Here is a 15,312-nt window from a genome sequence, read left to right as displayed (position 1 = left end):
CTCTTGTACCGGGGCAGATTTGTTCAATAAACAGAGAATTTTTTCTTTTTAAGTAAAAAGAATGGATACGTGAGGCTTGAAGGAATAAAATGAACGTATTTCAATTCCACTGTATGGAAGGGGTCCTTATTTTCATCAAAGATCGATTGTCACTATAACAGGCCATGATGAAAATACGCGGAAGGAAGGGAATGGAACGTGCATAGTTTAAGATGGATTTGGACGTATATGAGGGACTACAAATCCGGCCTTTTTTGGGGGTTTTCACTTGTACTTCTTGTTGCAGGATTGAACATGCTGAATCCGTATTTTTCAGGACGAATTGTCGATGACGTAGTGTATGGAGGAAAGATGGAGCTGCTTTGGGTACTGCTCGGTTTTATGATAGCGGTTACGATAGTGAAAACCGTTATCCGCTACAGCTTTCAGCTCCTGTTTGAGCGTACTTCCCAGCGGGTGATTTTTACGCTTCGCGAGCAGCTGTACGCCAGACTGAATGAGCTGGATTTTCGTTTTTATGACCGGACAAAAACGGGTGACATTATGGCGCGGATGACAGGTGATATGGAAGCAGTGCGCCATTTTACTGCCTGGACCACGTATATGATTGTGGAAAACGTATGTGTACTGTTGTTTGCCATTATTTTTATGTTTACCATTCATGCGCCGCTGACACTGGCAATGATCGCTGTAACACCGGTGATTGCTTTTTTTGCTTATCGAATGAGCAGTGAGGTCCGGCCGACCTTCTCAGAAATTCGGGCACAGTTCGCACGTTTAAACTCCGTTGTACAGGAAAACATCAGCGGCAACCGGGTTGTCAAAGCCTTCGCCAAGGAAGACCATGAGATTGGTAAGTTTTCAGCTGAAAACAAAGCTTTTAAAGAAAAGAATATTCAGTCGGCACGTGTATGGGAAAAGTATCTTCCTGTGCTTGATTCGCTGGCGGGGGTGCTGCTTGTTGTCATGATCTTAGCCGGCGGGTTTATGGTCATTCAAGGGTCACTGACTATTGGGGAGCTTGTCGTGTTCAATTCTCTTATTTGGGCGCTGAACAACCCGATGCGAATGGCGGGCTGGCTGATTAATGACGTTCAGCGGTTTATCGCATCCGCTGAAAAGATTGAAGATTTGCTCAATGAGCAGCCGGGCATTGCCAATACATTATCGAAAAAGGCACCGACGGGCAGCGAACTGTCTGTTCAGTTTCAGGATGTAACGTTCCGCTATGAAGATGAACCAGTTTTATCCAATATTACATTTGGGGTGAAGCCAGGTCAGACTGTCGCGATTGTCGGTCCGACAGGTGCTGGGAAATCGACGATCGTCAATCTGCTTTGCCGCTTTTATGATGCAGACAGCGGTGAAGCGAAAGTGGAAGGAATGGATGTGAAGGAATGGGATATCCGGTCTCTGCGCCGGCATACCGCTATGGTTATGCAGGATATCTTTTTATTCTCCGACACGATTGAAGGAAACATTGCGTATGGAATGCCGGACGCGACGATGGAGCAAGTGAAGATGGCAGCAGAAAAAGCGGAAGCGCATGCGTTTATATCCAAGCTTCCAGAAGGGTACGACACGATTATCGGTGAGCGCGGCGTCGGTTTGTCAGGCGGACAGCGGCAGCGGATTTCTCTGGCGAGAGCACTGCTTTTGGATGCGCCTATTTTAATTTTAGACGATACGACGTCCGCGGTTGATTTAGAAACAGAGATGCGCATTCAAAAAACGCTCCGGTCCATTTTGCAGAAAAAAACGTGCTTTATTATCGCCCACCGCATTTCCTCCGTTAAAGAAGCAGATCTGATTTTGGTGTTGGAGGACGGGCGGATTGTTGAGCGCGGCCGGCATGAAGACTTATTGAAGCGTAAAGGCCGTTACTTTAATGTATTCAAAAATCAATTTGGTGACTTTGACAGCCGCCAATTTGGCGAGGAAGTGATGTAAGTGGCACGCAATAAATTTGATGTAGATGAAGAGCTGGAGTCTGCCTTTGATATAAACCAGTTAAAACGGATGGTTCAGTATTTAAAGCCGTTTAAAGGAAAAATCATACTTACTGTTCTCCTGATGCTTTTGGCGAGCGGGGCAACGTTGACCGGTCCATATTTAATTAAAACGGCGATCGACGACAAAATCCCAAACGGAGACGTGGGCGGACTTGCACTGCTTGCCGGATTTTATTTAGCGGCTGTCACGGTCACAGGCTTTTGCTTAAAATATCGAATCCGAATGATGTCTCAAATCGGGCAGAGTGTCATTTTACAATTGCGGAAAGACTTGTTTGCTCATTTGCAGACGCTGTCGTTTTCGTACTACGACAGCCGGCCTCACGGCAAAATTTTAGTGCGTGTCGTAAACTATGTGAACTCACTCAGCGACCTTTTATCCAACGGTATTATTAACGTTATTACAGATTTGTTCAGCGTTCTGGTCATTGTCGGCTTTATGCTGGCGATTGACGTGAAAATGACACTGGCTGCTATGGCAGGCTTCCCATTTTTGATCGGGTTTATCTTTTTTATTAAAACAGCTCAGCGTAAAGCGTGGCAGCAGCTCAGCAACAAGCAGTCTAATATGAATGCATATATTCATGAAAGCTTAAATGGAATTAAAGTGACACAGGCCTTTGCACGTGAAGAAGAAAACGAGCAAATCTTTCGTGAAGTATCCAACAGCTACCGTTCCGCCTGGATGAAGGGAGTAAAAATTCAATTTCTTTTATGGCCTGTCATTGAAAATATTTCGGTGATTACCGTTGCGTTCGTTTATGTTACCGGTATTTTTTGGCTGAACGGAAGTGTCACAGCGGGGGAATTGGTCGCGTTTGTCGGTTACATTTGGATGTTCTGGCAGCCGCTTGCGAATATCGGCAATTTCTATAATGCCATTATCAATGCGATGGCGTATTTAGAGCGCATTTTTGAGACGATCGATGAAGAACCGGCCATTCAAAATGCGCCAAATGCTGGTGTACTGCCGCCTGTACGCGGTGAGGTAACGTTCGATCATGTCGTGTTCGGCTACGAAGGAGAGAAAAACATTCTTGAGGATGTGAACTTTACGGTAAATCCGGGAGACACGATCGCGCTTGTTGGGGCGACTGGCTCTGGAAAAACGACGATCATCAATTTAATCAGCCGGTTTTATGATACGAAGAGCGGCAGTGTACGAGTGGACGGAACAAACATTAAAACGGTCACGCTTTCGTCGCTGCGCAGCCAGATGGGTGTCATGCTGCAGGATCCGTTTATTTTTTCCGGCACAATCATGGACAATATCCGGTATGGCCGCCTTGATGCAACGGATGAAGAGGTGATTGAAGCATCAAAAGCGGTTCAGGCACACCGTTTTATTAGCGAAATGGAAGAAGGGTACGAAACAGAGGTGAATGAGCGCGGCACACGTCTTTCATCCGGCCAGCGCCAGCTTATTTCGTTTGCACGGGCTCTTCTGGCGGACCCGAAAATTTTAATTTTGGACGAAGCAACATCAAGCATTGATACAGAAACGGAAATGGCTCTTCAAAAAGGATTGGAGCAGCTGCTTGAAGGGCGAACTTCTTTTATTATTGCGCACCGTCTGTCCACGATACAAAACGCTGATCGTATTTTCTTTATTGATGGCGGTCGAATTGTGGAGCAGGGAACGCATAATGAACTAATGAAAAAAGGCGGCGCGTACTCAAAGCTTTATTTATCACAGCGCCGTGCTTTAGAAGCTGGATAATACAATCAAAACGCAGGCCCGGCGATGCCGGGCTTTTTAAAGGAGGGAGACTATGCCGAAAGCACCGCTTTTTCGTGATCCTATTTATGATGGCGCTGCAGACCCGGTTCTTATTTGGAACCGGCAAGAAAGGGAATGGTGGATCGTTTACACAAGCCGGAGGGCTTCAGTCGAAGGGCCGGGCGTTGCCTGGGTGCACGGCACAAATCTTGGTGTTGCTTCGTCACAGGACGGAGGAGAAACATGGACGTACCGGGGTGTTCTTCAAGGACTTGAATTTGAACAGGGTCAGAACACGTTTTGGGCACCGGAAATTCTCTGGCACGACGGCTTGTACCATATGTATGTGAGCTACATCCGGGGCGTTCCGTCTGAATGGACTGGACACCGAAGGGATATGGTTCACTATACGAGCCGAAACCTATGGATTTGGACATTCCAATCTGTTTTGAAGCTGAGCTCCGATTACGTGATTGACGCATGCATTCATCCAATGCCCGATGGCAGATGGCGCATGTGGTATAAGGATGAAGCAGCCGATTCTGCCACATACGCCGCTGACAGTGACGATTTATACCAGTGGAAGCCTGCAGGTGCTGTTTTAGCCCATCAGCCGCATGAAGGGCCAAACGTCTTTTTTTGGCGGAATACATACTGGCTCATTGTGGATGAATGGTCGGGCCTGGCGGTTTATGAGTCAGAAAACGGTGAGGATTGGCGCCGTAACGGAAAGATTTTGCATGAGCCCGGTACACGTGAGGATGACGGAACAATCGGTCTGCATGCGGATATGCATGTAAGCGGTGGGGAGGCCTACATTTTTTACTTTACACATCCAGACCGCAGCCGTCATCCCCAGTCGAAAAGATCTTCTTTACAGGCAGCAAAGCTTGAGCTGCAAGACGGGGTACTTACCTGTGACCGGAATGCTTTATTTTCATTTTGCCTGCGGGAGGAAACATAAGCATGAGAACAAGTGATATTCGGATTCGGGATCCATTTGTGGTGGCGGATCAGCAAGCAAAAACCTATTATCTTTACGGAACAACGGATGAAAATGTGTGGACAGGCCCTGCTTCCGGTTTTCAAGTGTATCAAAGCGGGGATTTACAGGAGTGGGAAGGGCCGTTTCAGGCTTTTCAGCCGCCGCCCCGTTTTTGGGCGGATCAGCACTTTTGGGCGCCGGAAGTGTACGAATGGAAGAACGCTTATTATATGCTGGCTACGTTCAAATCAGATAAACGGTGCCGGGGCACACAGATTTTAAAAGCTCAATCTGCGCTCGGCCCTTTTAAGCCGCTGACGGAGAGGCCGGTTACACCGAAAGAATGGGAATGCCTTGACGGAACTTTGTTTATGGATAAAAAGGGCATTCCCTGGATGGTTTTTTGCCGTGAATGGCTTCAAGTAAAAGACGGAGAGATGTATGCCCTGCGGTTATCCAAAGATTTTCAGGCTGTACACGGCGAACCGGTTTTATTATTCACAGCTTCCCAGGCGCCATGGACAAAGCCGGTGAGGGAAGCCAATTACATTACAGATGGTCCGTTTCTTTACGAAACAGAAAATGGAGAGCTTGAAATGATTTGGTCGAGCTATAGTGAAAAAGGCTATGCAGTCGGTATTGCCCGGTCCCTATCAGGAGCTGTTGAGGGACCGTGGATTCATGAGGCAGAACCGCTGCTTGATCAAGACGGCGGCCATGGAATGATTTTTCGGGATTTTACCGGCAAGAGGCGGCTGGCTATTCATGCGCCGAATCAGTCACCCCATGAACGGGCTGTTTTTCTGAATATGGAAGAGCTGATGGGGGAAAGACCGGTATAAGTGGAACGGGCGAATTCAGCTTAAAGCATGCGGGCATCTTAATAAAAGTGAGCTGGAAAAAGCAGTTTTGTTAAAGGAGGAATAGAAATGTTGACGAAGGAAGACCGGATTGTATTTATTGGAGATAGCATTACCGATTCCGGACGCCGGGCAGAGCCGGAAGAGCTGGGGGATGGGTATGTAAGGATGATTCGTGATCAGCTTATTTGCGAGTCGCCTGTGAACGCACCTGTCATTATTAATAAAGGGGTTGGCGGCAATCGGGTAACCGATCTGGAAGAGCGGTGGGAGCAGGATGTGTTAAACGAACGGCCAACAGTCCTGTCCATATCAATCGGAATCAACGATGTATGGCGACAGCTTGATTCAAAAGAGATGAATCAAATATTACCCGGGAAATTTGAACAGGTATACCGTAGTTTACTTGATCAATCTGAGGGCATCCGGCTTGTGTTAATGGAACCGACGATTATTGAAGAAGATCCGCGCTCCGAAGGCAACGAGCTTCTGAAGCCTTATGTTGAGATTGTTCAAAAGCTGGCCGGCGAATATGGTGCTGTGCTTGTGCCGATGCACCGAGCTTTCATCGAGTATGTAAGTGCGGAAGGTGAGCACAAGCTGACGACAGACGGGGTTCACATGAACTCAACAGGAAATACACTGATGGCGCGGACCTGGCTGCAAGCCGTACGCGAAAAAGGACTGTCATAAGAAAAAGGCGTTTTCCCCGCAGGAGAACGCCTTTCTTTTTAGCGGATGACCACTTCAACGCCGAAGTGATCGGATACAACCGGTTTATGGATACCATTAAAAATCACTTTGGATGATATGACCTCGATGGGCTTATTCACAAAGATATAATCAATTCGCAGATCTTTTTTGTTTCCATCCCAGCCGTCAATCGTTCCTTTAACGGTGTATCCTTCATCTTTCTCGGAAGCAAGGGTGTACGTGTCCCAAAACCCGGCTGCTAACAGATAATCGTAATTTTCATTTCGCACAGCGGCATCCCCGTTAAAGTCACCCATCAAAAAGGTAAGCTCTTTGGATGCAGCCCTGGCCAGGAGGCGGTCAAGCTGTTTTTTTGCGGGTTCCTCCTCGTCCTGCCACCAGCCGAGGTGACAGGAGAAAAAAGAGGCAGGCTCACCGTTGATATCGATCACAGCTTGAACAATTTTACGTGTTTTCCAGTTATCCATGTCGTACTGGTCTGTAATAAAAAAAGAATCATGGCTTTTTACAGGATGCTTCGTAATGATGGCCACGCCTTCTTCATAAATCTCATAGCCGAAGTGCGACATATCCCAAATGAATGTGTAACCCATTTCACCGAGGTCATGCAGTTTTTGCACAAGCAGCTCCGCGTAATTCGCGTGCCCGGCTTTATCCGACTTGCTTACCTCCTGAAGTGCCACAACATCGTATGATCTTTCGGCAATCGTTTGAGCGAGTTCCGTTAGCTTTGGGAGGGTGTTCTCTTCCTGCCAGGAATGGCAGTTCAGTGTGAGTAAATTCATGTTTACACTCCTAAGTAATCCTGTACATCGGATTTAATTACATCAGCTTTAGGGCCGTAAATGGCCTGCACGCCTTTGTCTTTTAAAATTAAACCAAGTGCCCCGGTTTTTTTCCACTCTGCTTCTCCCGATACTTTGTCCACATCTTTAACGGTCACACGAAGCCGCGTCATACAAGCATCCACATCTTCAATGTTATCGGTACCGCCCAGCAGCCGGATGATGGCAGCGGCCGCTGTTCCTTCTGCCGCCGGCGCAGCGCTTTCGGCTTTGGCGTTTGTTTCCTCATCATCTGTGTAATTGCCCGCCCGGCCTGGCGTTGGAAAGTTAAACTTTTTGATCAGGAAATTCGCGATCGTAAAGTTTAAAGCGAAAAACACAGAGCATGTAATAACAAAGTTGAAAATATCACGTGTCAGTCCTGCTTTTGCCGCCATAGGCATGCGTGTTAAAAACTCTATCAGCCCGAATGAATGAAGACGAAGGCTGATCAGATCAGCCGCAGCAAAGCTCAAGCCGGTTAAAATCGCATATACCACATATAAAAGAGGGGCAGCAAACATAAACATAAATTCAATCGGTTCTGTTACACCTGTTAAAAAAACAGCGAGTCCGGCAGATAAAAACATTGGCTTGTATTTAGCACGTTTGTCTTTGTCCACATTTTTATACATGGCCAGCGCAATTCCAATAAGTGAGGCAGTAGAAATAATCATTTGGCCCACTTTAAAGCGGGCAGGCGTTACCTCGTTCAGCAGTGCTTGATACGCCGTCATATCGCCCGCTGCTTTTAAATTGTTTAAATCTGCCGCCCAGGCAAGCCAAAGCGGGTCCTGTCCGGCTACAACCTGCCCGGCCGAAGAGCCGGTCAGCATCGTATACGTGCCGCCAAGTGACGTGTAGTTAATCGGAACCGTCAGCATATGATGCAGGCCAAAAGGCAGAAGCAGACGTTCAAGTGTACCGAATACAAAAGGCGCAATAATCGGTGCCGTATCTTTTGAAGTGGCAATCCATTTTCCAAACTCGTTCAAGGCGCCTTGAATAAACGGCCAGACGGCCGCCAGCAAAACGGCTATGACAACGGACCAGGCAATGACCACAAAAGGCACAAACCGTTTTCCGTTGAAAAAAGCAAGAGAAGCTGGCAGTTTGCTGAAGTTATAATATTTATTAAAAATCACGGCTCCGGCAAAACCGGAAATAATACCAATAAACACGCCCATGTTAAGCGCTGGAGCACCGAGCACAGAAGTAAAATAATCGCTTACAATTAACTTGCTGCCAAAAAAGGATGAGACAGATGCTTTTGGATCACTAAGCATATCACTATTTAAACCAAATAAAGCACCGGTCACCCGGTTAATCAGAACAAAAGCTAAAAGGGCTGCAAATGCGCCGCCGGCCCGTTCCTTTGCCCAGGATCCTCCGATGGCAACCGCAAATAAAATATGTAAGTTGCCAATAATGGCCCAGCCGATGTCTTCCATCACGTGTGCTGCGGTTTGCACAAAGCTGATATCACCGCTTATCATGGCAATCAGTTTACCGACGGATATCATAATCCCGGCTGCAGGCATCACGGCAACGACGACGAGCAGCGCTTTTCCAAGTTTTTGCCAAAAATCAAAAGACGTTAACTTTTTCATACCCCATTCTCTCCTTGATTAGATATAATAGTAAAACATAACGAAAACGTTTGCATGGACCTTATTCTAATAAATGCGCTTTCATTTAGCAAGAATAATTTTAAAAGAACGGATTTCTTTTATGTATTTCGCTTGTTTTAACAGAAAGATAAATATTCACTAAAGAATATTGAATTTATTTTTTGTGAAAACGATTGCATTGGTTTTTCGTCTAGTTTATACTAGGGCGTATCAAACAGCAAAAACAAAAAAGAAGGGTCAGAGGAAAGCGGGATATTCACACATGTTTTTCTGTTTTCCATGCTAAAATACACGTAAGAAGTATACGAGAGGATACGGGGGTCGTCATATGAACAAAGTATGGTGGAAAGAAGCGGTCGCATATCAAATTTATCCGCGCAGCTTTATGGATTCGAACGGAGATGGAATTGGAGATATTAAAGGGGTAATCTCCAAACTGGACTACTTAAAAGATCTTGGCATTGATGTAATCTGGATCTGTCCGATGTTTGAATCGCCGAATGATGATAATGGATATGATATTAGCGATTATAAAGAAATTATGAATGAGTTTGGGACGATGGGTGATTTTGACGAGCTTCTGGAAGCTGTACATGAACGGGGAATGAAGCTGATTCTTGACCTCGTGATCAACCATACGAGTGACGAACATCCATGGTTTATTGAATCCCGTTCCTCTAAGGACAATCCAAAACGCGACTGGTACATTTGGCGCGATGGCAAAAGTGGAGGGGAGCCGAATAACTGGGAAAGTATTTTTGGCGATTCGGCGTGGGAATATGATCGGATCACAGACCAGTTTTTCCTGCATCTGTTTTCAAAAAAGCAGCCAGATTTAAACTGGGAAAATCCAGAAGTGCGCCAGGCCCTTTACGGAACCGTTAACTGGTGGCTCGACAAAGGGATCGACGGCTTCCGGGTTGATGCAATCAGCCATATTAAGAAAAAAGAGGGACTGCCTGATTTGCCGAATCCGAAAGAAATGAAGTATGTGCCTTCTTATGATTACCATATGAATGTAGAAGGCATTCAGCCGTTTCTTGAAGAATTAAAGGCCGAAACGTTCGCTAAGTACGACATTATGACAGTCGGTGAAGCAAACGGTGTAACAGCGGAAGACGTCGATGAATGGGTCGGTGAAGAAAAAGGGAAATTCAATATGATTTTTCAATTTGAACATCTTGAGCTTTGGAATGCTGAAAAAGAAACAGGCCTGGATATTCCAGGATACAAAAAAGTGATGACAAAGTGGCAAAAAGCGCTCGAAAACAAAGGCTGGAATGCGCTGTTCATTGAAAATCATGATAAAGCGCGCGTTGTTTCCACATGGGGCAACGACCGGGAATACTGGTATGAAAGCGCCACGGCTTTTGCGGCGGTTTACTTTTTAATGCAGGGAACGCCTTTTATTTATCAGGGGCAGGAAATTGGCATGACCAATGTAAAATACGAAAGCATTGAAGATTATAACGACGTCCGTACGAAAAACATGTACCGGCTTGGCACTGCAGCCGGCATTCACCATGATGAAATGATGCAAATTATTTGGAATTCAAGCCGTGACAATTCACGCACGCCGATGCAGTGGTCGGCCGAGAGTAATGCCGGCTTTACGACGGGAACGCCGTGGATCAAACTGAATGACAACTATACGCGCATTAACGTAGAAGCGCAGCAGCAGGATGAACGCTCTATTTTACATTTTTACAAACGAATGATTCGCATGAAAAAAGCGCACGACGTGTTTACGTACGGTGCTTACAAAGAAGTGATCGAGGAAAGCGAACGCTTATTTGCATACACACGCACTCTCGGAAGCGACCGGGTAATCGTGCTTGCTAACTTGTCAGATCAGCCAGTACCGGTTCCGAAGCAGGAAGGTGTCTCTTATGATGCCGCTCAGCTGCTGCTGCACAATTATAAAGTGCAGGAAGACAGTCCGGCTCGTGAATTGGTGCTGCACCCATATGAAACACGTGTGTACCGCCTCTAATAGTCATGAAAACCGGCTTAAACCTTACCGTTTAAGCCGGTTTTGTTTTTGGTGGAGCGGTAAAGAAAAATCATGGTCTGAAAGGTTTAGAATCTGCTCAAGCCGGTTCTGCCCACCTTTTATTCTTTATTGAGCTGAATACGAGGGTAAGCTTTGCGGTATTCAGAGGGCGTCAGCTTTTCATAGTGCTTAAACAGCCTCATAAAATACCGTTCATCTGAAATGCCAACTGTCCGGGCGATGCTTCCAATGCTTTCATCCGAAAGAGTAAGTAAATCCTTCGCTTTGGAAAGCTTCAGCATATGAATGTACGACTGCACCGTCCAGCCCGTTTCTTTTTTAAAAAAGCGGCATAAATAGTCACGGTTATAGTTGAACTGATCGGCTATCATGCCGGTTGACAGCTTTTCAAGCGAATGAAGGCGAATCCATTCCAAAATAGAAGCGATTTTTCTGTCTGTACTCGTTTGTTCAGAAGTAAGGTGAAAATTTTTAACCGTCTGCTCAGACAATTCAATCAGAAGGGAAGTAGCCAGATAATCAGCCGCCCGGCTGTGACCGTAATGTCCGTTTGCTACATCGAGAAGCTGGGTAAACAAAATGGTCAGCCGCTCAATTTGTTTGGGCGTAGAGAAAAACGGAAGAAAGATGTCTGTATCTCCGTGCTGGAACCTTGGTTTTGTTTGACGCGCTTTAATGTGCTGGTCCAGCTCCTGCTCGTTTATCACGGGCGCTTCTCTTTCGTCTGGAAACAAAAAGTGAAACCAGTAAAAAGAGGTTCCAGGCGGGCATTCGTGAAAGCCCTGATGTATTTTATCGGGCGGCAAAAGAAGCGCATCACCTGGCTGTACTTCAAATTGGGTGGATTCACATTGAATATACAGCGTTTCATGAAGAGCGATAATGAGCTCGTAATCGCCCGTTGAGCGTTTCATATGTGTCCAGGGGATATCCGTAACAAATTTTCCGCCCAGCCTGTATCGAACTGGCTGTTGGATTGATGCATGTATATATTCCTTCAACATTTTCATCCCTCTTTTTTGAATCGAAACATAGTCAGTTTCGTCCACAAATTATGCGCTTTCATTTACTGATTTTTATTGTATCAATATGCTATTCTTTGAACAAGAATTCTATTGAAAGCGCTTTTCAAACAAAAAGGAAGAATGGATAAGGTCAGTTTTAGCTAATCATTGAACCAAACGCGGTACAAAAATGGGGGATGAAAAATGGCGCATACAAAAATTAAAAACGATGTATCTGTTCAAGTAACAGATTTGTTCTGGAAGCGGTATATGGATGTGGTCCGGAGGGAAGTTCTCCCTTATCAGTGGGAAGCATTAAACGATCGCGTTCCGGGTGCTGTGCCGAGCCGCGCAATTCAAAACTTTAAAATCGCCGCGGGAGAAGCGGCGGGCGAGTTTCACGGTTTCGTTTTTCAAGACAGTGATGTAGCGAAATGGCTTGAAGCAGCAGCATTCTGTTTGGAAAATGAACGGGATGAAGCGCTGGAGCAGGCGGCAGACGAGGTCATTGCTTTAATTGGCCGGGCACAGCAAAAAGATGGCTACTTGAACACATATTTTACGGTAAAAGAGCCAAATGGGCGCTGGAGTAATCTGCGGGACCAGCATGAGCTTTATTGTGCCGGCCATATGATAGAAGCAGCCGTAGCTTATTACCGGGCGACTGGGAAAAAAGCCTTTTTGGATATGATGTGCCGATTCGCCGATTATATTGATGAAACGTTTGGCCGGGAAGAGAGCAAAATCCGCGGGTACGACGGGCACCAGGAAATCGAGCTGGCGCTTGTGAAGCTGTATGATGTGACAGGTGATCAAAAGTATTTGAATTTAAGCCGCTATTTTATTGACGAACGCGGGCAGCAGCCGCACTTTTTTGATATGGAAAGAGAAAAGCGAGGGGATGATCGTCCGTTTTTTTGGAATGAAAGCTATGGTTATCATCAAGCCCATGTACCGGTCCGGGAGCAAAAAAAAGCGGTTGGGCATGCTGTCCGGGCGATGTATATGTACACGGCGATGGCGGACCTTGCGCTCAGACTGAATGATGAAACATTAAAAAAAGCGTGTGAGGATTTGTGGGAGAATGTCACGACGAAACAAATGTACATTACTGCCGGCATTGGATCAATGGAATTTGGCGAAGCATTTTCAACTGACTATGACCTGCCGAACGGAACCGCTTATACAGAAACGTGCGCGTCGATTGGCCTTGTTTTCTGGGCAAAGAGAATGCTTGAACTCCAGGCAGACGCAAAGTATGCCGATGTGATGGAGCGGGCTCTTTACAACGGAACGATCAGCGGAATGGACTTGGATGGAAAAAAGTTTTTTTATGTGAATCCGCTGGAGGTAAAGCCCGAGACGAGCCGTTACCGCCAGGATCACCATCACGTTAAAACCGTCCGGCAAAAATGGTTCAGCTGTGCATGCTGTCCACCTAATTTGGCGCGCTTGCTTTCATCGATTGGCCAATATATGTATACAGTCCGGCAGGATGAATTGCACGTACACCAGTATGCAGGCAATAAAGCGGCTGTTGAACTGAATGGACAGCAGGTCGCGATCCATCAGGAAACAAGCTATCCGTGGGATGAAACCGTGAAGCTGACAGTTATGCCTGATGAGGAGGGGACTTTTACCTTTGCGCTTCGCATTCCGGGCTGGTGTAAACAGGCTGAACTTCGAGTAAATGGTGAAAAAATAGATTATGAGGCTTTTGTAAAAAGAGGTTACGCATATTTGAAGCGTAAGTGGATGCAGGGAGATCAAATTGAGCTTCTGTTTCCTATGCCGGTAGAAAAGATCCGGGCGAATCCAAAAGTAAGAGAAAACGCCGGGAAAGCCGCTTTGCAGCGCGGACCGGTCGTATATTGCCTGGAGGAAGCGGATAACGGAAAAGAGCTGTCTTCGATTAAAATAAATAAGCATTCTGTGTTTTCTGCTGCGTTCAAGCCGGATGTACTGAGCGGAGTCGTTGTGATCGAGGGAGAAGGTGTCCGGGAAAGGGAAGAGTTATGGGGAGAGGCATTATATCAGCCCGTTCATAAGCACTCTGTCGGTGTTTCTATCAAAGCCATTCCTTACTTTGCCTGGTGCAACCGCGAGCCGGGTGAAATGGCCGTGTGGATTCGCGAGGAGAGCTGACTCGTTTTAATAGACAAAAAGCGGTTCGGGCGAAATCTTTGGCCGGACCGCTTTTTGGATGAGTTTAATGCATGATTGTTGTTTTTTTGAGCAGCCGTTTAATCGACGCATCTGCTTCTCTTAGCACAGTCGTTTTGTCGATCGTTTTCATCATGCCGTTTTCCATGACAATTCGCCCGTCGACAATGGTCGTTTCCACATCCGCACGGGTAGCAGAATAAACGATGCGTGAGACAGGATCTACATCGTAAGAAGGGAAGGTGTGGAAATGATTTAAGTTTAACATCACCAGGTCTGCCCTTTTTCCGGCTTCAATACTGCCGATTTCATGCCCCATTCCAACAGCCCGGGCGCCGCCGATTGTAGCCATACGGAAAACGGTGCGGGCGTTCATGCTAGTCGGACCGTGGATCGGTTTTTGAATCAAGGCGGCAAGACGCATTTCATTGAACATATCGAGGTTGTTGTTGCACGGAGCACCGTCTGCTCCAAGGCTTACGGATGAACCGGCATCAAGCAGCTCAGGAACATCGGCAATACCGGATGCAAGCTTTAAGTTCGAGCCCGGACAATGGCTGACATGCACACCTTTCTCCCGAATAATCCGCTTTTCTTCTTCGTCCAGCCAGATGCAGTGGGCCAGAATAAGCCGTTCATTGGCAAGACTGAGATGATCAAGATATATAACATTGCGCATCCCGGTTTCCTGCTCAACAATAGCGATTTCCCCCCTGTTTTCGGAAGCATGGGTATGCACATGGACGTTGTAGTGGACAGACAGTTTTTGTACCTCTTTCAATAATTCCTCTGTACAGGAAACGACAAAGCGCGGTGAAAAAGCATATTGGATGCGCCCGCTGTCGTACATGTGCCATTTCTCCAGCAGGTCCACGCTTTCCTGGATGGATGCTGCTGTGTTTTCCTGCAGGGCAAGCGGCACTTCACTGCCTTTATCCATCATAACTTTACCGGAGAGCGCCCGAATACCGCTTTGGGCAATCGCGCGAAATGCAGATTCGGTATGATGAACGGTTTCCATATCAACAATCGTCGTTGTGCCGCTTTGCAGAAGCTCGCCGATCCCAAGCATCGCGGAATAATAAACAGATTCTTCATCATGGGACGCTTCAAGCGGCCAAATCCGCTTTTTCAGCCAGTCCATCAATTCAAGATCATCACCTTTGCCGCGAAACAGTGTTTGGCATAGGTGCACATGGGTTTGAACAAAGCCGGGGATCACGGTTCGGCCTGAAGCGTTAATCACGCGGTCAGCCGGCGTTTCGTCCAAAGCCGGCCCGACTGCTTCAATCCGGCTGTCCCGAATAAGAATATCTCCGTTTATAATCTCTTCCTGCGCATTCATCGTTACGATTTGAGCATTTTTAATAAGTAAACTTCCCATC

At 46.5% G+C, this 15,312-nt stretch carries 11 protein-coding genes; 7 read left to right on the top strand and 4 right to left on the bottom strand.

The genetic code is table 11. From position 1 onward, the window contains the following. Positions 1 to 198: 198 nt before the first annotated feature. The 5 genes from RRU94_RS24330 to RRU94_RS24310 all read left to right on the top strand — a co-directional run bounded on the left by RRU94_RS24330 (position 199) and on the right by RRU94_RS24310 (position 6,270). A complete protein-coding gene (locus RRU94_RS24330) occupies positions 199 to 1,950 on the top strand; it encodes an ABC transporter ATP-binding protein (protein ID WP_315693423.1) in 1,752 nt (583 codons plus the stop codon). Next, positions 1,951 to 3,732 carry an ABC transporter ATP-binding protein gene (locus RRU94_RS24325; protein ID WP_315693422.1) on the top strand — a complete coding sequence of 594 codons (1,782 nt, stop codon included), beginning with the start codon at positions 1,951 to 1,953 and terminating at the stop codon, positions 3,730 to 3,732. Positions 3,733 to 3,784: 52 nt separating this feature from the next. Then, entirely contained in the window at positions 3,785 to 4,696 is a 912-nt protein-coding gene (locus tag RRU94_RS24320) for a glycoside hydrolase family protein (RefSeq protein ID WP_315693421.1), read from the top strand. Between the two features lie 2 nt (positions 4,697 to 4,698). Further along, positions 4,699 to 5,559, top strand: a complete 861-nt coding sequence (locus RRU94_RS24315; protein WP_315693420.1) for a glycoside hydrolase family 43 protein — start codon at positions 4,699 to 4,701, stop codon at positions 5,557 to 5,559. 87 nt (positions 5,560 to 5,646) lie between these two features. Then, a complete protein-coding gene (locus RRU94_RS24310) occupies positions 5,647 to 6,270 on the top strand; it encodes an SGNH/GDSL hydrolase family protein (protein ID WP_315693419.1) in 624 nt (207 codons plus the stop codon). Positions 6,271 to 6,308: 38 nt separating this feature from the next. Here the strand turns inward: RRU94_RS24310 and RRU94_RS24305 are convergent, their stop codons facing one another. Both RRU94_RS24305 and RRU94_RS24300 read right to left on the bottom strand, forming a co-directional pair. Beyond that, positions 6,309 to 7,076, bottom strand: coding sequence for an endonuclease/exonuclease/phosphatase family protein (locus tag RRU94_RS24305; protein WP_315693418.1), 768 nt, complete (start codon positions 7,074 to 7,076; stop codon positions 6,309 to 6,311). A gap of 2 nt (positions 7,077 to 7,078) precedes the next feature. Continuing rightward, entirely contained in the window at positions 7,079 to 8,725 is a 1,647-nt protein-coding gene (locus RRU94_RS24300; protein ID WP_315693417.1) for a PTS transporter subunit IIBC, read from the bottom strand. 349 nt (positions 8,726 to 9,074) lie between these two features. On the opposite strand from RRU94_RS24300, the gene RRU94_RS24295 reads away from it, so the two are divergent. Continuing rightward, positions 9,075 to 10,739 carry an alpha-glucosidase gene (locus tag RRU94_RS24295; protein ID WP_315693416.1) on the top strand — a complete coding sequence of 555 codons (1,665 nt, stop codon included), beginning with the start codon at positions 9,075 to 9,077 and terminating at the stop codon, positions 10,737 to 10,739. Between the two features lie 119 nt (positions 10,740 to 10,858). On the opposite strand, the gene RRU94_RS24290 is transcribed toward RRU94_RS24295, so the two are convergent. Then, positions 10,859 to 11,764, bottom strand: a complete 906-nt coding sequence (locus RRU94_RS24290; RefSeq protein WP_315693415.1) for a helix-turn-helix transcriptional regulator — start codon at positions 11,762 to 11,764, stop codon at positions 10,859 to 10,861. Between the two features lie 204 nt (positions 11,765 to 11,968). Here RRU94_RS24290 and RRU94_RS24285 point away from each other — a divergent pair, with 204 nt between their 5' ends. Continuing rightward, entirely contained in the window at positions 11,969 to 13,909 is a 1,941-nt protein-coding gene (locus tag RRU94_RS24285; RefSeq protein WP_315693414.1) for a glycoside hydrolase family 127 protein, read from the top strand. A gap of 64 nt (positions 13,910 to 13,973) precedes the next feature. On the opposite strand, the gene RRU94_RS24280 is transcribed toward RRU94_RS24285, so the two are convergent. After that, positions 13,974 to 15,311: a 5'-deoxyadenosine deaminase gene (locus RRU94_RS24280; RefSeq protein WP_315693413.1), complete on the bottom strand. Its 1,338-nt coding sequence runs from the start codon at positions 15,309 to 15,311 to the stop codon at positions 13,974 to 13,976. Position 15,312: the final 1 nt, after the last annotated feature.

It is taken from the genome of Domibacillus sp. DTU_2020_1001157_1_SI_ALB_TIR_016 (assembly GCF_032341995.1).
GTDB classification, from domain to species: domain Bacteria; phylum Bacillota; class Bacilli; order Bacillales; family Domibacillaceae; genus Domibacillus; species Domibacillus indicus_A.
Note: the sequence above shows the minus strand (reverse complement) of the source record. Positions and strands in the feature narration are given on the sequence as shown.